The sequence below is a fragment of the Salinibacterium sp. VpJ6 genome (assembly GCF_059767345.1).
Map to the genome: position 1 here is coordinate 1,181,100 of NZ_JBSOQL010000001.1, position 20,783 is coordinate 1,201,882.

At 63.0% G+C, this 20,783-nt stretch carries 17 protein-coding genes; 13 read left to right on the forward strand and 4 right to left on the reverse strand.

Annotated features, from left to right (window positions below; all coding sequences use genetic code 11):
• The first annotated feature begins 145 nt into the window (after positions 1–145).
• Positions 146–4,972: an Lhr family ATP-dependent helicase gene (locus ACWTV1_RS05830; protein ID WP_498504466.1), complete on the forward strand. Its 4,827-nt coding sequence runs from the start codon at positions 146–148 to the stop codon at positions 4,970–4,972.
• Positions 4,965–5,813: a DNA-formamidopyrimidine glycosylase family protein gene (locus ACWTV1_RS05835; protein WP_498504467.1), complete on the forward strand. Its 849-nt coding sequence runs from the start codon at positions 4,965–4,967 to the stop codon at positions 5,811–5,813. The genes ACWTV1_RS05830 and ACWTV1_RS05835 overlap by 8 nt, the downstream gene beginning before the upstream one ends.
• Before the next feature lie 573 nt (positions 5,814–6,386).
• Here the strand turns inward: ACWTV1_RS05835 and ACWTV1_RS05840 are convergent.
• Positions 6,387–6,794 carry a (deoxy)nucleoside triphosphate pyrophosphohydrolase gene (locus ACWTV1_RS05840; RefSeq protein WP_498504468.1) on the reverse strand — a complete coding sequence of 136 codons (408 nt, stop codon included), beginning with the start codon at positions 6,792–6,794 and terminating at the stop codon, positions 6,387–6,389.
• Between the two features lie 111 nt (positions 6,795–6,905).
• Between ACWTV1_RS05840 and ACWTV1_RS05845 the strand changes: the two genes are divergently transcribed.
• Positions 6,906–7,859 (forward strand): thymidylate synthase, encoded by a 954-nt coding sequence (locus tag ACWTV1_RS05845; protein ID WP_498504469.1) that lies wholly within the window; start codon positions 6,906–6,908, stop codon positions 7,857–7,859.
• On the forward strand, positions 7,856–8,791 hold the full coding sequence (locus ACWTV1_RS05850; protein ID WP_498504470.1) for an alpha-glutamyl/putrescinyl thymine pyrophosphorylase clade 3 protein: 936 nt from the start codon (positions 7,856–7,858) through the stop codon (positions 8,789–8,791). Before ACWTV1_RS05845 ends, ACWTV1_RS05850 begins: the two co-directional genes overlap by 4 nt.
• Here ACWTV1_RS05850 and ACWTV1_RS05855 read toward each other — a convergent pair.
• The 3 genes from ACWTV1_RS05855 to ACWTV1_RS05865 all read right to left on the reverse strand — a co-directional run bounded on the left by ACWTV1_RS05855 (position 8,770) and on the right by ACWTV1_RS05865 (position 11,795).
• Entirely contained in the window at positions 8,770–9,894 is a 1,125-nt protein-coding gene (locus tag ACWTV1_RS05855; protein WP_498504471.1) for an ImmA/IrrE family metallo-endopeptidase, read from the reverse strand. The genes ACWTV1_RS05850 and ACWTV1_RS05855 overlap by 22 nt on opposite strands.
• A complete protein-coding gene (locus tag ACWTV1_RS05860; RefSeq protein WP_498504472.1) occupies positions 9,895–10,215 on the reverse strand; it encodes a hypothetical protein in 321 nt (106 codons plus the stop codon). It lies immediately after the preceding gene.
• Positions 10,216–10,904: 689 nt separating this feature from the next.
• On the reverse strand, positions 10,905–11,795 hold the full coding sequence (locus tag ACWTV1_RS05865; RefSeq protein ID WP_498504473.1) for an HNH endonuclease: 891 nt from the start codon (positions 11,793–11,795) through the stop codon (positions 10,905–10,907).
• A 113-nt stretch (positions 11,796–11,908) separates the two neighbouring features.
• On the opposite strand from ACWTV1_RS05865, the gene ACWTV1_RS05870 reads away from it, so the two are divergent.
• The 9 genes from ACWTV1_RS05870 to ACWTV1_RS05910 all read left to right on the forward strand — a co-directional run bounded on the left by ACWTV1_RS05870 (position 11,909) and on the right by ACWTV1_RS05910 (position 20,739).
• Positions 11,909–14,059 carry a RecQ family ATP-dependent DNA helicase gene (locus ACWTV1_RS05870; protein ID WP_498504474.1) on the forward strand — a complete coding sequence of 717 codons (2,151 nt, stop codon included), beginning with the start codon at positions 11,909–11,911 and terminating at the stop codon, positions 14,057–14,059.
• 73 nt (positions 14,060–14,132) lie between these two features.
• Positions 14,133–14,930, forward strand: a complete 798-nt coding sequence (locus ACWTV1_RS05875; protein ID WP_498504475.1) for a type IV toxin-antitoxin system AbiEi family antitoxin domain-containing protein — start codon at positions 14,133–14,135, stop codon at positions 14,928–14,930.
• On the forward strand, positions 14,920–15,840 hold the full coding sequence (locus ACWTV1_RS05880) for a nucleotidyl transferase AbiEii/AbiGii toxin family protein (protein ID WP_498504476.1): 921 nt from the start codon (positions 14,920–14,922) through the stop codon (positions 15,838–15,840). The genes ACWTV1_RS05875 and ACWTV1_RS05880 overlap by 11 nt, the downstream gene beginning before the upstream one ends.
• Before the next feature lie 64 nt (positions 15,841–15,904).
• A complete protein-coding gene (locus tag ACWTV1_RS05885; RefSeq protein WP_498504477.1) occupies positions 15,905–16,480 on the forward strand; it encodes a hypothetical protein in 576 nt (191 codons plus the stop codon).
• 62 nt (positions 16,481–16,542) lie between these two features.
• A complete protein-coding gene (locus ACWTV1_RS05890) occupies positions 16,543–17,238 on the forward strand; it encodes a hypothetical protein (RefSeq protein ID WP_498504478.1) in 696 nt (231 codons plus the stop codon).
• Between the two features lie 136 nt (positions 17,239–17,374).
• Complete coding sequence (locus ACWTV1_RS05895) at positions 17,375–17,749, forward strand: hypothetical protein (RefSeq protein WP_498504479.1); 375 nt, start codon at positions 17,375–17,377, stop codon at positions 17,747–17,749.
• Positions 17,750–17,867: 118 nt separating this feature from the next.
• Positions 17,868–18,149: a metal-sensitive transcriptional regulator gene (locus tag ACWTV1_RS05900; RefSeq protein ID WP_341619151.1), complete on the forward strand. Its 282-nt coding sequence runs from the start codon at positions 17,868–17,870 to the stop codon at positions 18,147–18,149.
• An 86-nt stretch (positions 18,150–18,235) separates the two neighbouring features.
• Positions 18,236–18,460, forward strand: coding sequence for a heavy-metal-associated domain-containing protein (locus tag ACWTV1_RS05905; RefSeq protein WP_498504480.1), 225 nt, complete (start codon positions 18,236–18,238; stop codon positions 18,458–18,460).
• Complete coding sequence (locus ACWTV1_RS05910) at positions 18,460–20,739, forward strand: heavy metal translocating P-type ATPase (RefSeq protein WP_498504481.1); 2,280 nt, start codon at positions 18,460–18,462, stop codon at positions 20,737–20,739. The genes ACWTV1_RS05905 and ACWTV1_RS05910 overlap by 1 nt, the downstream gene beginning before the upstream one ends.
• Positions 20,740–20,783: the final 44 nt, after the last annotated feature.

Genomic DNA, 20,783 nt, shown 5'->3' on the forward strand with positions numbered 1-20,783 from the left:
TGTAGCATGTGGCCTCGACTTCGGTGGGGGTGCAGCACTAAGGGCTTGTCGAGCGTGGCAGGAGAGCGACCTGCGGCACGCCCGAGAGTCATCGCCCTTTGACGCGACACTGCACTCTGTCAGGGGTTGCGACGAAGATAGAGACATGAGCGACGTGCTCGGCAAATTTTCGCCCGCCACCCGAGAGTGGTTCCAGGGCGCGTTCGATGCTGCCACCCCGGCGCAACTCGGCGCGTGGGATGCTGTCTCCTCCGGAGCCAACGCGCTCGTCGTTGCCCCGACCGGTTCCGGTAAGACACTCGCCGCTTTCTTGTGGGCGATCGACCAACTCGCCTCGAGCCCGCCCCCGGCCAATCCCAAACAGCGCACTCGCGTTCTTTACATCTCGCCGCTGAAAGCTCTTGGCGTTGACGTCGAACGCAACCTTCGCGCCCCGCTCGTCGGCGTCACCCAAACCGCTCGGCGGCTCGGGCTCGGCGAGACCGACATCACCGTGGGCGTGCGCTCTGGAGACACCACCGCGCAAGACCGCCGTCTTCTCGCGCGCACCCCACCCGACATTCTCATCACGACCCCTGAGTCGCTGTATTTGATGCTCACCTCAGCAGCCCGCGAGACCCTCAAGAACGTCGACACCGTCATCATCGACGAAGTGCACGCGGTTGCCGCCACCAAGCGCGGCGCCCACCTTGCTCTCTCCCTTGAGCGGCTGGATGCGCTGCTCGCGAAGCCCGTACAGCGCATCGGCCTCTCCGCCACCGTGCGACCGATCGAAGAAGTAGCGCGATTCTTGGGCGGACGAGCCCCGGTCTCGATCGTGCACCCGCCCTCGGCGAAGACCTTCGAGCTGAGCGTCGTTGTTCCCGTACCCGACATGACTATCCCCGGCACCGTGGCCTCCGCACGCGGCAAAGCCAGCGGCGGCGACGGCAGTGACGACGAGGCGACTCCGGAATCAGCGGCATCCCTGTGGCCGCACGTCGAAGAACGCATTGTCGATGCGATTCTCGAGCACCGCTCCACCATTGTTTTTGCTAACTCGCGGCGGTTGGCTGAACGACTCACCGCCCGCCTCAACGAGATCTACGACGAGCGACTGAGCGAGGGCAGCGTCGACGGCGGTGGTGGTGACGCCGGCGGTGGTGGTGACGCCGGCGGCGGTGGTGACGCCGGCGGCGGTGGTGGTGACGGCGCAGATGGAACTGGTGACGGCGCAGACAGCGGAACCGGTAATGCCGCGGCCGTTCTCGAGCGATCCCAAGCCAGTGCGGATGCCGCCGCCTACGCCGCCCCGCAGCAACCGTGGAAGCCACCCGCCCAGATGATGGCGCAGGGCGGATCCACCATGGGCGCCGCGCCGCTGCTCGCCCGCGCGCACCACGGCTCGGTTAGCAAAGATCAGCGGGCGATCATCGAAGACGACCTCAAAACGGGAGTGCTGCGCTGCGTCGTTGCCACGAGCTCGCTCGAACTTGGCATCGATATGGGCGCCGTCGATCTTGTCATTCAGGTTGAGTCGCCGCCGTCGGTCGCGAGTGGGCTTCAGCGCATTGGGCGAGCCGGGCATCAGGTTGGGGAAATCTCCAAAGGTGTGTTGTTCCCGAAGCACCGCACCGACCTCATCCACACGTCTGTCGCCGTTGAGCGGATGCGGAGTGGGCAGATCGAAGCGCTGGCCGTGCCGACAAACCCGCTCGACGTACTCGCGCAGCAGACCGTCGCCGCCGTCGCGCTCGACGAAATCGACATCGAGGAGTGGTTCGACACCGTGCGCCGCAGCGCCCCGTTCTCTACCCTGCCGCGCAGCGCCTTCGACGCAACGCTCGATCTGCTGAGCGGGCTCTACCCCAGCGACGAATTCTCTGAGCTACGACCCCGCGTGGTGTGGGATCGCATCGCCGGCACGCTCAGCGGTCGGCCCGGCTCTCAACGCCTCGCCGTCACCTCCGGCGGCACCATCCCCGACCGCGGCCTCTTCGGCGTCTTCATGATCGGCGGCGAAGCCGGAGCCCCCGGTCGTCGCGTTGGTGAACTCGACGAAGAGATGGTCTACGAATCCCGCGTTGGCGACATCTTCGCGCTCGGCACTACGAGCTGGCGCATCGAAGACATCACCCACGACCAAGTGCTCGTCTCCCCCGCTTTCGGCCAGCCCGGCCGCGTTCCGTTCTGGAAGGGCGATGGCCTCGGCCGCCCGGCGGAGCTGGGCGAAGCTATCGGAGCATTCACTAAGGAAATTGCTACGGCATCCGCTGACGATGCGCGTGCCCGGGCCGAGTCGATCGGGCTCGATGAGCACGCCGTCACCAACCTGCTCGCCCTAGTGACCGAGCAGAAGGCATCCACCGGTCACGTGCCGAGCGACACCACCCTTGTTGTCGAACGCTTCCGCGATGAGCTGGGCGACTGGCGAGTGATCTTGCATTCCCCGTACGGCATGCCCGTGCACGCACCCTGGGCGTTGGCGATTACGGCGCGCATTCGCGAACAGCTAGGGGTGGATGGCGCGGCCATGGCCGGTGACGATGGCATCGTCGTGCGCATTCCAGACACCGATGCCGCGCCGCCCGGTGCCGACCTCTTTGTGTTCGACGCTGACGAGCTCGAGCAGATCGTCACGGAAGAAGTGGGCGGTTCGGCGCTGTTCGCCGCACGCTTCAGAGAGTGTGCCGCTCGTGCTCTGCTGTTGCCGCGCCGCGATCCCGGCAAGCGTTCGCCGCTGTGGCAGCAGCGCCAGCGTGCCTCACAACTGTTGGATGTGGCGCGCAAGTACCCGAGCTTTCCCATCGTGCTTGAGACCGTGCGCGAAGTGCTGCAGGACGTGTACGACCTACCGGCGCTCACGGCGCTGACGAAGCGCATCGCGAGCCGCGGCATCCGCGTGATGGAGACCGAGACGGATGTGCCGTCGCCGTTCGCGCGCAGCCTGCTGTTCGGCTATATGGCCGCTTTCGTATACGAGGGCGATTCACCGCTGGCCGAGCGTCGCGCTGCAGCTCTCTCGCTCGACCCGGCACTGCTCGCCGAGCTTCTCGGTCGCGCCGAGCTGCGCGAATTGCTCGACCCCGACGTGATCGCCCAGACCGAGAACGAGCTGCAGCGACTGGTGACAGAGCGTCATGCTCGGGATGCCGAGGGGCTCGTCGATCTGCTGCGCGTGCTTGGCCCGCAAACCGTTGCCGAGATCGAGGCGCGCTCGCTCGTGACCGGCGCCGCCCTCGCCACCGACTTGGCCGGGCTCGCAAAAGCGAACCGCGTGCTCGAAGTGACCATCGCGGGCGAACGCCGCTGGGCCGGCATCGAAGACTCTGCACGACTGCGGGATGCCCTCGGGGTCCCGCTGCCCATTGGCGTGCCCGCCGCGTTCATCGAGCCCGTCGACGATCCCGTCGGCGACCTCGTCAGTCGCTACGCCCGCACCCACGGACCTTTCACACTGGCGGATGCCGCCGCCCGCTTCGGTCTCGGAACCGCCGTCGTGCAGGACACCCTGCGTCGCCTCGCGGCCGACCGCCGCGTCGTCGATGGCGAGTTCCGCCCCGGAGCGAGCGGCACCGAATGGTGCTCGGTGGATGTGCTGCGCCGCCTGCGCAGTCGCTCGCTTGCAGCACTGCGGCAAGAGGTCGAACCGGTGTCCCACGCGACGCTTGGTCGGTTCCTGCCCGCCTGGCAGCACGTGTCCGCCGCCGGTGACTCGCTGCGCGGAATTGATGGCCTGGCACAAGTGATCGACCAACTCGCTGGGTACTCAGCCCCGGCATCCGCGTGGGAGAACTTCATTCTGGGTTCGCGCGTGCGCGACTATTCGCCCGCCTGGCTCGACGAGCTGACAACGTCGGGCGAAGTGGTGTGGGCCGGGCAGGGCGCGCTGGCGGGCAGCGATGGCTGGATCAGTTTGCACCCCGCGGCAACCGCTGCGCTGACGTTGCCCGAGCCCGATCGCGATGGGCTGAGCGAGCTGCAGCAAAGCATTCTGGAGGCGCTGGCCGGTGGCGGTGCGTTCTTCTTTAGGCAACTGTCGAATCAGGTGGGCAGCACTGACGACAAGGTGCTGCTGAAGGAACTGTGGGATCTGGTGTGGCGGTCGCTCATCACGAACGACAGTTTTGCGCCCCTGCGCGCGCATCTCGGCGGCACGGTGCGGGCCACTCGGGCGCCGCGTCCGGCACGGGCTCGCGCCTATCGCGGACGCGTCTCGACGGTGGCACAAGCCGGGCCGCCGAGTGCGTCCGGCCGGTGGGCACTGCACGAAACGGCCGAGGGTGAGACGACGGTGCGCGCCAAGTCGACCGCCGAGTTGATGCTCGAACGGCACGCTGTCGTCACGCGCGGCGCGGTCGTGAGCGAGGGCATCCGTGGTGGCTTCGCCCTGACGTACCGCGTGCTGAGCGGCTTCGAAGAGACCGGTCGCGCCCGCCGCGGCTACTTCATCGAGGGGCTCGGTGCTGCCCAGTTCGCGACCGGAGCCACCGTCGACCGCCTGCGTGGTTTCACTCGGGATCCGGATGCTGCGCCCCAACTTTTGGCGATCACCCTCGCCGCGACTGACCCCGCGAACCCCTACGGGGCTGCTCTTGGGTGGCCGGTGGTTGGTGGCGCGGATGCTGGGGGTGATGGCGGCGACGCTGCCGACCCGTCTGACGAGAATCTTGATCCTGCTCCAGCTAAGTCCGTCGCGGATGCCCCCAAGAAGCATCGCCCCGGCCGCAAGGCGGGCGCGATCGTCGTGATGGTCGATGGGCATCTGGCGCTGTATCTGGAGCGCGGCGGCAAGTCCCTGCTGGCCTTCGATCTGGAACCCGCCGTCGTGGATGCCGCGACCCGCTCGCTCACGAGCACCCTGCGGGGCACGCTACCGAAGCTGCGCATCGAGAAAGTCAACGGTGATTTCGCCGTCGGCACCCCGGTGGGCAAAGCCCTCGTGGAGGCTGGGTTTGTCGCGACGCCGCAGGGGTTGAGGCTTCGTGCCTGAGGGTGATTCCGTCTATAAGGCGGCAGCGAAACTACGGGCCGCGCTCGACCAGCAAGTGCTCACCCGCACCGACTTTCGGGTGCCCGCGTTCGCGACGCTCGACCTCAGCGGCCAGACCGTCACGAGTGTTGTGCCGCGCGGCAAGCACCTGCTGATTCGGGTTGCCGAGGGCCCCGACGCCGCCGATGCACCCGCCGCCGCACCCGCACCCGCACCCGCGAGCGAACCCGGCTCGGGCCTCACCATCCACAGCCACCTCAAGATGGAGGGCGTCTGGCAGATTTACGGTGCCGGCGAGCGGTGGCGCAAGCCGTCCTACCTGGCTCGCGGAGTGCTCAGCACGGCATCGAAGACCGCGGTCGGTTTCGAACTGGGGCTGCTTGAAGTGGTGCCCACGGCATTCGAAGACAGCATTGTGGGGCACCTGGGCCCTGACCTTCTCGGGCCGGACTGGGATGCCGAACTCGCGTTGGCGAACCTGTTGTCAGACCCAGCGCGTCCGGTTGCGCTCGCGCTACTCGATCAGCGGAACCTCGCTGGTCTCGGCAACGTTTTCGCGAACGAGTTGAGCTTTCTGCGCGGTGTTCGGCCGCACACCCCCATCGGCGAGATCGCCGACCCGAAGCGCCTCGTCGCGCTCGCCTTCAAGGCGATCATGGTGAACAAGGACCGCCCGATCCGCAATCTCACAGGCCTGCCGCGCGGCAAACCCCGCTACTGGGTGCACGGGCGGCGCGGGGAAGCGTGTCTGCGCTGCGGCACCCGCATCGAGTCAGACCAGCTCGGCACCGGCCCCACCGACACCCGCTACATGTGGTGGTGCCCGAGCTGCCAGAAGTAGGGCTCGCTGGGTAGCGGGCAGTGTCGCGTTCCGAGACGCGTGAGTTCGACAATGCCCTGAAGCAATCCAAGCGCGTGTTTTCGATAGAGACGCGTCAGCTGATTTTCGTTCTGTTACTGCGACGAACGAGATACCACGAACTCATCGCCCTCATACATTCTCGTACTCCGGCCATCAAAGAAAACAATGTCAACGCAATCCGACCCGTCGGGAATTAGCTCGACGATCGCTGAATCAAATTGTTCACTCCAATCCCCTCCTCCAGCTCGAACGGGAGGGTAATCACCATCCGCCGCCCGCCGGGACCGGAATCATCGAAGTCAGCTAGAACGGGTACCACATGAGCCAGGATGCCACTAAAAGCAGGTGCGTGTTGCTAAGGCCGACCGGAGATCAGCTCACGGAGTCGAACCCTGCTGTCGCATTTGACCGTTCGGACGAGGGCGCTTCAGCCCGGACTCCCGCCGAGCGTAACCTCAACTCCTTCGCCTCCGTAACACTGCCGGGCTGGCCAACGCACAGACCCACTGTCTGTGCAACTTCTCCCCCTCCCCGAGATATGCCGCGGTCACTTCAGCGCGAGACTCTGTCAGCGGTTGCGCCACCTCGAAGTAATGCAACCGCCTCAAGATCGGGGGCGCACCACCCGCTGCTGGGAAGATCTACGGCGTCGAACCATACAAGTTCGTCATGGTCAGTGCTCGATATCGGACCCGCTCCTGTGAGCGTGGCCCAGATGCAAACCAGGTCGATGACGCCGTGCGACGTAGAAACTCGCGACCGGCACAACTGATCCCCTGGAGAGATTGTGATATCCAGTTCTTCTCGGAGCTCACGCACTACCGCCGTTGCGGGCGTTTCGCCGGTTTCGACTTTGCCACCCGGAAATTCCCACTTGCCCCCGCTCCGGATGTCTGGCCGCCGGCGGGCGATCAGCACTCGACCGTCGGCGTTTTGAACGATCGCAGCGGCAACAAGCATCTTTCGATTCTCCTCCAAATAATTGGGAACTGCACTCCCTTGCGTTCGGTTTCAAGGCAATAAGATGAGTGTTAGTCGGGACAGGGCCGGCTCAACGCAAGAAGAGGTGCAATGGTGCGGCTTGTCAAGGAAGAGACGCTCGACGACGTATTGAACGAGGTGTTCACTGCGATTCGGAACGAGGGCCACTCGATCTCTCCGACCCAGGGTGAGGCACAGGAACTCGTTGCAGTAACGGTTGAGTTGTTGCACCCACGAGCGCGGGTCAGTCGGAGCCAAACGCGCGGACGAATCTTCAGCGCTCTTGGCGAGTTTCTCTGGTATCTGTCTGGCTCCGACGATCTCGAAATGATTCGCTATTACATCAGTGGCTATGACAAGTTCGCGCTTGAAGGACGCATTGAAGGTGCCTACGGGCCGAGGCTGTTCGGCAAACAGTCACGCCTAGAGGACGTTATCGATTTGCTTCGACGGAAAAAAGACACCAGGCGTGCCGTGGTGCAGATCTTCGATCATTCAGATCTCTCCAACCAGTTCGACGTGCCATGCACCACTTCGATGCAGTTTCTCCGCAGAGAGGACCATCTTGACCTCATCGTAACGATGCGGTCAAACGACGCTTACGTTGGCCTGCCCCACGATGTTTTTGCCTTCACCATGATCCAGGAGATCGTTGCTCGTCGGCTCGGAGTTGAACTTGGGCGTTACGTCCACTTCGTCGGCAGCATGCACACGTACAAGAGAAACCTCAGCGAGATAGACAAATTTGTGGACCACGACGGTTGGCAGACTTTTTATCAGATGCCAGCTATGCCTGCGACGCCGATCGAGGACGCACTCGTCCAAGTATTGGACGCCGAGAAGAAGATCAGAACTCTTGGATCTACGGCGGTGCTAGGAACAGAGATCGAATCCGATGCCTATTGGGGCGACATCGTCAGACTCCTGCGCGCTTTCGCGACCAAAGACGCCGAAGAGATTGCCCGAATACGATCAGCACTAATCAACCCCTTCTACGCGCTATATCTTCAAGACAGAGAAGAACAGAGACGGAACGCACCATGACTAGGAATAACTACGCGGCGGACGCCCTCCGCATAGAAGCGGAACTCCAGATTTATGAAGCAGCTCACGGCGGGCTGCCTGGTGCGGTCGATCCCGCAATCCGCGCAGCTCTTATTGAGCAGATTATTGACTCGGAGCAACGTGTTGAGTACTTCAACCGGCTCAAAGCCCGGGATCTTGACGCGTCCAGCACCGACCCGAGCTCACCGGGCTTCGATCCTTTAAAGGCATCGATCCTTCACGCGCGCGCAGGCGACTACGATGAAGCCGTTTGGCTGATCTTCCTATTCGTGCATTTTGGGAAGCATTCAAGAGCCGGATGGCGATACGTCCGAGACGTCTATGGCCGCCTGGGAGATGGCGAGACCTGGAATTGGAAGCAGACATCCGCCGATCCAACATTGTTTCGGTTCTGGTTAGATGAGCATCAGGAAGCTTTGAAAGCGGCGCCGGGACCGCGCGGATTCAGCAACCATCGCAAGTACCAGAGTTTGAACGCGTGGGAGCCAAACGGCACGGGCGAAGCAGTCGAATCCTACGTCGGTTGGGTTCTGAGCAACGCTAACGATCACGAGGGACACTTCAATCAGTATCCAAACCTTTCGAGCACCGAGCGGTTCGCGTCGCTCTACACATCCATGGATGATGTCGCTCAGTTCGGAAGAATTGCCCGTTTCGACTACTTGACCACATTGATGAAACTTGGCCTTGTGGACCTCACCTTGCCTCACTCTTACCTTGTCGGAGCCACCGGACCTCTCAGGGGTGCGCAGTTGCTTCTCAGAGGCCAAATCGGTGAAGGTGGGGCGCTGGAACTGCAAACCGAGCTCAGCATACTTTCTGATCTAACCGGCCTCCGCCCTGATGTGCTGGAGGATGCAATCTGCAATTGGCAAAAAACTCCGGACCGCTACGTGCGGTTCTCAGGGTAGGCAGCACCTAGGTGAAGGTTTCCGCCCTGCCAGCTGTACCGTCGCTTCAACTTATTCAGCTGGTTTGGACTGAGCTTTCCACGGTGCTGCAGCTGGCCAACAACGATGCCGGGCGGGACCCCGTGCCGCCCAGCAAAGCGCATTATGTCCCGCATCGCAGGCCCTTGGGCGCGCCTAGCGCACAAATCATCGAGCCCGAACGGAATGAGGGTCTCGGCTGCGAACTTATTGGCTTCGGCCTCCATAACCGACAGTCCTTCTTCCGGGGAGCGGTCAAGCTCGTCCACGAAGACATCCTCATCCGGGTGAAGCAGCAGATGCCCAATCTCGTGAAATAACGTAAACCACAGATGATCGTCGGACATGTGGCGCGCCGAAAGCGCGATGGTTGGAGTATCTTCCGAGCTTCGGAACGTAACTCCGCTGACTGCGACGCCCTTGATCGGGCGCAGCACAATGAGCGCGACCCCACACTGGGCGAGCTTGTCCTTCACCAGCGGCACAAATACCCGCGGATCACGCACTCGTGTGACTGCACGAATTTCATCGAGTGCACTTGAGAGAACTTGAGGATTCCACTGCGGCAACGGGCGCTGTTGCGCCATACGCTCCGCCTGCCGCATCCAAGCGGCCAGCTTGACAGAGTCCGAATCGAAGGCGGCGGAAGCTCGATAGCGTGCTCGAGTGACATTGCTACCGAGACGTGCTTCCGCGTCTTCTGCTGACTCAACGCCAAAGAAGTCAAGCGCCAATCGTGCCTGCGCGCGCCAGCTAGGCGACGAGTCGATCCAACCCATCGAGATCATCTGGTCGAGCGGTAGCTTCCGCGCGAATTCATCGGCCGATAGCGCGCTAAGACTTTCATCGAACTGGGCTTCGCGGGCCAACCAAAAATCGCTCGACCCGCCAAGAGCCTTTGAAAGTAAGTGGGCGAGCTCAGCGTCGATCGAGCGCTCTCCGCTTAGGATGCGCCGCATCTCAGGGTCCCCCACCCCAAGACGATCCGAAAAGTCATCCAGGCTCCAGTGAAGGCGCTCTATCGCTCGCAGGATACTGTTCGCGGGCGAGGAAGCCCAGCGCGGCTCGAAGGTGGCTATAGTCATCTACTTACTCCCCTTGGGCCTGATGTCGTCGATCCGAATGCGTTTCGCGTCTCCCCAACTTCCAAAGCTAAGGGTGCGCACGTGGTGGCGGGAACGCATTGCTAGGCCGACAATTTCGTAGCTACTAGTAACTTCGACTGTAATCGTTCCGCGCACTGTATCCAAGACATCCACAACGAACGGGAGTGCACCCAAGTCGGGGGCAGCATGCAAATCGGCGAGGGTGTCACGCAACGCCGCTAAGACCGGCTCGCTCAGGGCGCCCGCCGTTCCGACGATGCACAAGTCGCGGATGTCGCGGCTTCCGAAGCTCAACTCCATCGCGGCATGCGAGCACATTTGCTCGTCGTGACATTCTGGCGCTGCTTCACATCGCGAGCCTATAGGACCCGGGTGGCTCCAACACTTTTCTGCTCGCGGTGTGGCGGAACGCCTCGTGTGACTACCCGAACGTCCATGGCATCGACACAGCCCGGAGGAGAATCATTCTGAACCAGTAGTCGCCATCCTGATCTCTCGACGAGTTTATTGAGAGGCACCTGGTATGTGAGATATTCTCCCCGAAGTGCTCACGTGGGACATCCCCGAGGAGGTTGGGCATGGGGGCGTCGCGATCCTTCGAGCACCACGAGATCACTCGAATATGCCTCCGGTATCGATGTTCACATCGCGTCTCCATGCAAGATGCTCTCCATCACCCCGCACTCACAAGAAACTCTGAAGTTAACTTGCTCGCGGCCTCATAGCTCAGTTCGCATGAATGGGCACGAACGACATTCCTGTTATCGAGCCTGTTCAGAATGCTGCGAGCAGACGGGGCCAGTCCAGCCGGAGTCGCCCGAGTGCATTCCGCGGTCTCGCATCCGTTGGTTTTCCTCTATCCACAACCAACTCGGTTGCGCGGATCACCAGCTCTTTAGCGACCCCGTGAAGCAGGGCGCGCCTCAGTTTCCGCCGACTCGTCAGCGGATGTTCAAGTGCAGCATGCGCTCCGCAGAACGTCGCTCAAACTAGCGCTTGAAGTCGGTGAAGCGTATGTCCAATGCTTCCCGAGATGGATAGTTCCCAGCTAAGGCGGGTAAGGAAAGCTTAACCCTGTGCATGTCTTGTATAGCGTGTTTCAGCATTAATCCTCCTGACTCGGCGCGAAGCTCCTCGTTTACATGCACCAGATAGTCTGGCGATATGCCGATGAGGTTTTGATCGAAAGAGGCATGATGAATCTTGCATAGCGCGAGGCCGTTGTTGACGCGCGCGACGCCTCTTTCATCGCTGTCGGGCACGATGTGCGCGGCATCCAAAAGCTCAGGATGCGCAAGGCGACATACCGCGCACGTGCGCTGGTAGGCGATCATTACTCTTGCTCGGAAAACCGGTTGATGTACTCGGCGTTTGACCACTTGCTCGACGTAACGCTTCGCAATCTCGTCTTCGGGCGCGGCAAGGGATCCTGGCCATGCAGCCTCGCCAGTCGCGATCAGGAAGTATCGCTCTGATCGGTTCTCATCGATCACGAACGCTGGAACGCTGGGTACATATACATTCGGCTTCAACTTTTCGAACAGGATGATTGGCGTTCGAGTTTCCATCGCCACTCGCAGCTTTCGGTTGTCACCGCCGACAGGATCTCCTGAACGCATTGAGTAACGCAGTAGACCGTCGTCGCCCACGTTGTCGCTATAAGGACTTTCAGCCGACGTCACAACTGAAAGCGTCGAATCAAACTCGACGGGATTTCTAATCCCTCGGCTGTAATCAATCAAGCCGAGGCGCTTACCCTCTATTTCGAAGTTGACCAGCTCGTCGCGTGATGCATAGCCGCCGTTCCGATCCATCATGATTTCAAGATCGGCGAATATCGCAAGTCGGAGTCGGCCCTGCTCATAGGAATTGAGTGCCATGGACCCAGTATGGTGGCGAAGCGAGAAACCCTTCCCGCAACACGGACAAACTATTGGCAGTCAGGTGCCGGGCTCCGCACCGAAAAGTCAGCACCCCCTGCCACACTAGCCACGTGACAGATACCCGCACCGATGCCCTAGCCGTTCTCCGCACGCTGGTCGGCAATGAGACTGCCGATTTTCATGAGGGACAGTTTGAGGCGATCGAGACGCTCGTCGATGGGCGCCGCCGCGCGCTGGTCGTGCAGCGCACCGGGTGGGGAAAGTCCGCCGTCTACTTCGTTTCCACGCTGCTCATGCGCCGACGAGGTGCGGGCCCTACCGTGCTCGTGTCACCACTGCTGGCGCTCATGCGGGATCAGATCGCCGCGGCATCCCGCGCCGGAGTTCGGGCCGTCGCCATCAACTCCACCAACCCCCACGAATGGGCCGAAGTTCAGCAGCAGCTCGCCAACGATGAAGTCGACGTGCTGCTCGTCTCGCCCGAACGCCTCAACAACCCCAGCTTTCGCGACAACCAACTACCCGCACTGATCAACCGCATCGGGATGCTCGTCGTCGACGAAGCGCACTGCATCAGCGACTGGGGCCACGACTTTCGCCCCGACTACCGCCGCCTGCGCGAACTCATCGCCACCATGCCCGACGGCGTCCCCGTGCTCGCCACGACCGCCACCGCCAACTCGCGCGTCGTCGCCGACATCGCCGCCCAACTCGAAACCGGCAGCGGCGGCAGCGCCGAAAACACAGCCACGGGCAGCACCGAAGTCGTCACCATCCGAGGCCCCCTTGCGCGAGCATCCTTGCGCTTGGGTGTCCTTAAACTGCCGGATGCCCGAGCTCGTCTCGGCTGGCTGCTGAGCCACCTCGCCGAACTGCCCGGCAGCGGCATCATCTACACGCTCACCGTTTCGGCCGCCGAAGATACCGCGCGGCTGCTGCGCGACAGCGGCATGGATGTGCGCGCCTACACCGGCAAAACTGACCCGCAAGAACGTGAAGAGTCCGAGAAGGCGCTCAAGAACAACACCATAAAAGCGCTCGTCGCCACGAGCGCGCTCGGCATGGGCTTCGACAAACCCGACCTCGGCTTCGTCGTGCACCTCGGCGCCCCGTCCTCCCCCGTCGCGTATTACCAGCAGGTCGGACGTGCCGGTCGCGCCACCGACAATGCCGACGTGCTGCTGATGCCGGGCCGCGAAGACGAAGACATTTGGGAATACTTCGCCACCGCATCCATGCCCGACCAAGCCAACGCCGAACTCGTGATCGCCGAACTGACTGCCGCCGCGAACTCCGGCGCCGGCCCCGTCTCCACGCCAGCACTCGAAGCCCGCGTGAACCTGCGCCGAACCCCGCTCGAGCTACTGCTGAAAGTGCTCGACGTGGACGGCGCCGTCGCCCGCGTGCAAGGCGGCTGGACCGCCACCGGCCAACCCTGGAGCTACGACGCCGAACGCTACGCCGGAGTTACCGCCGCCCGCCGGGCCGAACAACAACACATGCTCGACTACGAACGACTGCCCGCCGGCACCGAAGGCTGCCGCATGGAATACCTGCAACGCGCCCTCGACGACGACACCGCCACCCCCTGCGGCCGCTGCGACAATTGCGCCGGCGTCTGGTACCCCACCGACATCAGCACGGATGCCACCACCCGCGCCACCGCCACCCTCGACAAAGTCGGCGTCCCCATCGAGCCCCGCGCGCAATGGCCCACCGGAGCCGACAAACTCGGCATCCCCGTGCGCGGACGCATCACCCCCGAACAACGCGCCAGCGAGGGCCGCGCCCTCGCCCGCCTCACCGACCTCGGCTGGGGCGGCACCCTGCGCACTCTCTTCGCCCCCGGCACCCCCGACGCACCAGCAAGCCCCGCGCTCGTCGCAGCCTGCGTCCGTGTGCTCGCCGATTGGGGGTGGGATGAGCGACCCGTCGCCGTGGTCTCGATGCCGTCACGCAGCAAACCACAACTCGTGGCATCCGTCGCTGAAGCCCTCGCCAGCGCCGGCAAACTGCCCTACCTCGGTGCGCTCTCGCTCACCGGCGATGGACCGCACGGCGACCCCGGCGGCAACAGTGCCTACCGACTCGCGAGCGTGTGGGGGCAATTCGAGTGGGCGGGTGGCGAACTGCCACACGGCCCGATCCTGCTCGTTGATGACCTGGTCGACTCCCGCTGGACCCTCACGATCGCCGCGAAAGCACTCCGTGAGGCCGGGGCGGATGCCGTGCTCCCGTTCGCGCTCGCCCTGCGCGGATAGTTTCTGTCTACATCGGCATCCGAAACGTCAATTTATACTTGAAATGTATCTATCTGGACGTTACTATTCAAGCATGAACACTCCGGATGCCCTGCGCGCGCTAGCGGCGATCTCATCCGGCCAGTGGGGAATGGTGACGACGGCGCAAGCCCGCTCGATCCACGTAAGTCGAGTACAGATGGCACGGCTCGCAGACGACGGACATCTCGAGCGCCTCGCCCACGGCGTCTACAGAGACGCCGGGAGTCCACCACACGAGTTCGACGACATTCGAGCCGCATGGCTGAGCCTCAAGCCAAACCGGCTGGCCGAAGACCGAATCCGGGACGGAGTCGGCGGAATAGTCGTGAGCGGAAATACAGCGGCCGCACTGCATGGGATTGGAGACTTCCTCCCCACGCCTTACGTTTTCACTTCGTCCGACCGAAAACAGTCGCAGCGTCCCGACATCCGCTTCAAACAAAAGAATCTTGCCGTCGACGACGTCACGCTGGTAGTTGGAATTCCGACCACTGGAGTTGAGCGAACGATCGCTGACCTCGTCCGCGACAAAGAAGACCTGAGTCTCGTCGGGGACGTTGTGGGCGACGCACTCCGCTCTAGAACCCTTCAGCTGGATTATCTTGTTGCACTGCTCGGCCCCCTTTCCGCACGAAACGGGTTCGCCAAAGACGACGGGCTCGGGTTCCTGCGGAAGCTTCTCGAGCTGGGTCACGTAGATGTAGCGAGCCAACTCCAGCGGGTGGTGTCAAACCCCGCCTGGCAATCAGCGACGTCCGAGACCGACATGCAATCCCTGCAAGAGCTCGTGAAAGATGCCAGCTCGCTACACACACTTGCGACGCTAAGCCAGGCACAGCATGCAGGCTGATCGGGGTGCGTACCCGACCGGCCGCGCCGTACAAGCCGCGATCAAGAGTGCAGCCCTCAAAGACGAACGAGCCAAATCAGTCGGCGTCGGCGACCTGATCCGACAAGCAACGTTCGACCGGTTTCTGTGCCGAATTTTCTCTGACCAGTCAACCAAGTTCGCCCTCAAGCGCGGCACTGGTATGCTCGCCCGGTTGTCGACGAGCAGGGCGACAAGAGATATCGATTTGGCGGCACAAGAGAACGAGCTCGACACCGCCGTAGCCGAACTGCGGCAACTCGCATCCGTTGATCTCGATGACCATTTCAGGTTCGAATTCACGAACAGGATCGATCAGCTCGAGGGAGAGAACCAGCCGGACACGGCCGGATGCCGACTGATCTTTGACCTGTACGTCGGCGTGACGAAACAAGGCACCCTGTCTATCGACCTCGCAGCGGGCTATAAACCCACGGGCAAGCTGGAAACGATGAGACCAGCGAACCGGCTGCCGCTCACTCGGCTTCGAACCTTCGACTACGTGCTGTACCCGTTAGCGGACCAAGTGGCCGACAAGCTCTGTGCCACCCAGGCAACATACGGTGAGAGCAAATCACCCTCGTCGCGCGTCAAGGACTTGATAGATCTCCTTCTCATCTCGCTCACTGAATCGGTGGACGCCCGCCAGCTGTCGATTGCCGTCGCGACTGAGTCCAAGCGTCGTAGCCTCGAACCCATCACGGCGTTCCTCCTTCCCTCTGACTGGTCGAGTCGGTATCTCGTGCTCGCTCGACGTCTCGGGCTGGTGGATAGATTCCCCAGCGCTACGGCCGCCGAGGAACGCGTTCAGGCCATGCTGAATCCAGTACTCAACGGCTCCCTTGCCGAAGGCCGATGGGAACCGAGCGCTGGGGTCTGGAGAAATACTTAGGTACCCTAGAAAGGACGAAGTCGCTCGGTGAGAGATTCCCGCCGCGACTACGGAGGTGGCACCAATGCATGAAATGCAACCCAGTTCCGCCCACGGAAGCTTCTCCGCTGCAAGCGGCCGCATAGCTGACGTCGAAGCGCAGATCGCCTCGAACCAGTACCGCGACGGCAACATTCTCCCGGAGCCCGAACACGCCGACCATTTTCGGCGCGGCCTACTCATGGCTCTGCTCACCATTCCGATCGCTGCCATCCTCGCCGCCGTCTTCGGACTCAACTCTCCAACCGCAGGCGCCGCCACCGCCCCTTTCGCGATTGTCATCGCGTTCGGTTTCTTCGCTCGTGGTTCGGGGCGCTCCCCTGTCACCGGCCGAGGGTTCACGGCCGCAGCTGGCATCGGCCTCGTAACAATGGCCATAGCTGCCGTGATCAGCTACCCCTACAGTCTGTTTCTCACCTACCTCTACGACGGCGGCACCGGTGGCATCCTCAGCTCAGGGTTTGCACGCTTCTTCTCAACCTGGGTCGACGCGAATGTGATGTTGATACTCGCCTCGATTGCCGTCGTGACAGTAGTCTCTGTGGTGATCGTGTGGAGAAAAGCACGAGCAGCCCGAGCCCACACCACCGCCCAACGGTAGTCGCTGCCCGGGAATGACCCGCCTGCAGGATGCCCATCTGCGGACTACCCGGAAGCCCAGCGATGACCGACAGCTCGACCACCCCTGACGCGCAGATCCACAAGCCGTATAACTTCGTGCTCGGCGCACTCGCCTCCCTCCTCGCGGTCCCGCTGACGGTGATTGTCACGATCGTCATCGGCCAGTTCGGCTTTGAGTACTCCGCGACCTTCGGTGGCCTCGGCATGGTCTTCGCTTTCACCTTCTTCGGCAGCGCCTCCCGCCGCCGCATCGTTCGAGGCTTTGGCTTCGCATTCGCTCTCCTCGTCGGCCTCGTCGCCGCCAGCCTCGGAGTCATCGCCGGCTTCGTCTCCTCCGTCTACTACTCGTTCAACGCCGTAGGCGGCAAAGGCGGCCTGCTCGGCGACGTCTTCATCGGACGCATCGTCTACCGCCTCACCGAACGCCCCGAAGACTTCTTCATCCCCGCCGCCATCGCTGCCTTTCTCGCGATCATGTTGCTCATCAAATATATGAAGACCGCGATTGCCGTGCACGGAACGCCCGCCGACGCTGTTGGCAACGACGCAGCCGCAACACCTGCAACATCCACGACGCCTGCAACTCCTGCGACACCTACACTCTCCGAGACCGTCGCCGCCACGACTCCAGAGTTGCCGGATGCCGCGGCCACGACAATCAATGCCCCATCATCAGGAATCCTGCTCAACGGCAAGCCTCTCGGCGAACCGGAGCCCAAGAAGCGCTTCTGGCAGTAGCGTCAGCACGCCCACACCAGGCACCTGAGGAGCAACCACACGCCACTGACCCATCCGCGGCGCCCAGCGTCTCCGAATAACTCTGCACACAGGAGTTCCGGCGCCGTGCCGGGCAAGTCGAGGCAGGGTAGGCATCATGACGATCATCCGTTACACCGGCATCTACAACGCGGATGGCGGCGTCTGGGGCGAGACCCGGTACGTGATCGGCCACATGCTCGGCACCGCAGCGTGCTCGCTGTGCGACATCACGCACTCGCCGATTCGTCGCAAACCTCAATGGGATGCCATGGTTGCCCGGCTGCCCGTGTCTTTCGAAGTGCGCCACCGCAACGAGATCACGCCCGCTGAGACTGCCCATGTTGCGGCGACGGGATTGCCGGTCGTTCTCGCCCATCACGACGATGGCCGCATCAGCACCGTGCTGCGCAGCGCTCAGTTGGATGCCGTGAGCGGCTCGGTAGTAGCGTTCGAGTTGGCGTTGACAAGGCCTGCACTCGCGAAGGCCTAGTGCGACTGCGGTCGACTACTGCGGTCGACCCAGGCAGCCAACTTCGGCAGTTGACTTCTCCGCTCTAGAGGCGTCTAATTGGAATACCCCTGAGGGGTATCTGGTTGAGAGGATGACGATGCCTGGTTATGACGAGAACAAAGAGCAGTTGCTTAAGCGGCTGCGTCGCGCTGAAGGCCAAGTTCGCGGCATCCATCGCATGATCGAAGAAGACACGTACTGCATTGACGTGCTCACTCAGGTGTCGGCCGCGACCAAGGCTCTGGAGTCAGTCGCGCTCGCGCTGCTCGATGATCACCTCAGCCATTGCGTCGCCGAAGCCAGCCGTGAAGGTGGCGCTGTGGCCGACGAGAAGATTCGCGAAGCGAGTGCGGCAATCGCGCGCCTCGTTCGTTCGTAGCCTCCGCTCGTAGTGTTCACTCACTCAGCTGTTCTGCACAACAACTTCCGCCCGCGCCTCGCGCCTGCGGCAATCGAAGGAGAATCATGACCCACACCGCCGATTACCTGGTCGAAGGAATGACCTGCAGCCACTGCGTCTCCAGCGTCACCGAGGAGCTCTCCGAAGTGGCTGGCGTCACCGACGTTTCAGTTAACCTCGCCTCGGGCTTGCCCTCCACCGTTTCTGTTACGTCTGAGACCCCTCTCGACGACGCCACCGTCAGCGCCGCAATCGAGGAGGCAGGCTACACGCTCGTGACGAGCCTCTGATGGCCTCCGATCCCAGCACCGTCAACCTTCTGGATGTCGAACTCGACATCACCGGAATGACCTGCGCCTCCTGCGCGGGCCGCATCGAGCGCAAGCTCAACAAGCTCCCCGGCGTCGAGGCGAGCGTGAACTACGCCACTGAGAAGGCTCGTGTTCGCGCGCCCGAAGGCACCGACCCGGAGCAGTTTCTCGAAACCGTGAAGGCTGCTGGGTATAGCGCCGTCATCCCGGCGCCCATTCAGGAACGCGACGAGAACGACAACGCGAGCCCCAAGAGCAGCGGTGACGATTGGGCTTCGCAGATGCTGCACCGTCTGCTCGTCTCGACCGCGCTGGCCGTGCCGGTCGTGCTGATGTCGATGATCCCGGCACTGCAGTTCACCTACTGGCAGTGGTTGGCTCTCACCCTCACTGCCCCGGTTGTCGTGTGGGGTGCGTGGCCGTTCCACCGCGCTGCGGCCGTGAATCTGCGCCACGGTGCCGCGACCATGGACACCCTCATCAGCCTCGGTGTGATCGCCGCGTTCGGCTGGTCGCTCTACGCCCTCTTCTTCGGCGGTGCGGGCGAAGCCGGCATGCACATGACGATGACGTTCTTCGGAACACCCCACGGTGGCGCAAGCGAGATCTATCTCGAAGTTGCCGCCGCTGTCACCGTCTTTATCCTGCTCGGCAAATACATCGAGGCCCGCGCTAGCCGCGAGTCGGGTGCTGCTCTTCGGGCCCTGCTCGAGCTTGGCGCGAAGGATGCCGCCGTTCTGCGCGACGGTGTCGAACAGCGCGTCGCCGTATCGTCGCTCGTCGTCGGCGACCACGTCGTCGTGCGCCCGGGTGAAAAGATCGCCAGCGACGGACTCGTCATCGAAGGCAACTCCGCCGTCGACGCGAGCATGCTCACGGGCGAATCAGTGCCCGTCGAAGTCGGCCCCGACGATCGCGTCACCGGCGCCACCCTCAACGTCGGCGGACGACTCGTCATCGAAATCACTCGCGTCGGCCGCGACACCGAACTGGCCCGCCTCGGTCGCATGGTCGAAGAAGCGCAGACCGGCAAAGCCGACATCCAGCGGCTTGCCGATCGCGTTTCGGCCATCTTCGTTCCGGTCGTGCTTGGCCTCGCGGTCGTTGCATTCGTCGGCTGGATGATCGCCGGCGGCCCCATCGAGCTCGCCTTCACGGCCGCCGTCACCACTCTCGTCATCGCGTGCCCCTGCGCCCTCGGCTTGGCAACGCCGACCGCCCTGCTCGTGGGCACCGGTCGCGGCTCGCAGCTCGGCATCCTGATTAGCGGACCCCAGGTCTTGGAACAGACCCGCTCGGTCGACACCATCGTGCTCGACAAGACCGGCACCGTCACGACCGGCGAGATGCGCCTCAGCAGCATCGAGGTGCTCGAGGGCGAAAACGAGGAGCTCGTGCTGGCTCACGCTGCCGCCGCCGAGGCTGGCTCCGAGCATCCGGTCGGCCGTGCCGTTGTTGCCGCAGCCGAAGACCGCAGCCTCACGCTCCCTACCGTCACCGACTTCGCCGCCCATGCGGGCACCGGCGTTCAGGCCACCATCGACGGCACTGTCGTGTTCGTCGGCAAGCCGTCGTGGCTCACCGCCGATCACCAACAGACAGTGTCGGATGCCGCCCTCACCCTGGTCGAGAAAGCCGAAGCCGCTGGGTCGACCGCGATGGTCATCGCCTGGGCCGGTCAAGCGCGAGGCGTGCTGGTTGTCGGCGACACCATCAAGGCAAGCAGTGCGGACGCCATAGCCGAGTTCACGCGGCTCGGCTTGCGCCCTGTGCTCCTCACCGGTGACAACGCCGGCGCTGCAGCATCCGTCGCCGCAACGGTCGGAATCACCGACGTGCATGCCGGGATTACTCCGCAAGGAAAGCTCGACGTCATCCGCCAGCTACAGGCCGAAGGCCGGGTTGTCGCGATGGTCGGTGATGGCGTGAACGACTCTGCCGCCCTCGCTGCCGCCGACCTCGGTATTGCCATGGGTGGCGGAACGGATGCCGCGATCGCCGCGAGCGACATTACGGTCGTCAGCGGAGACCTCATGGTCGTCGCCGACGCGGTTCGCCTCGCCAAGCGCACCCTCGGGATCATCCGCGGCAACCTGTTCTGGGCTTTCGCCTACAACGTGGCGGCCCTGCCCATCGCGATGCTCGGTCTGCTCAATCCGCTCATCGCGGGCGCAGCCATGGCCTTCTCGTCGGTCTTCGTCGTCACGAACAGCCTGCGGCTGCGTGGGTTCAAGTCGAGCGTGCGGTCAGAGCGCTAGCCGGTAAGCGTCGCTAGCTTCGGATGCACCACTCGCGAGCGCTT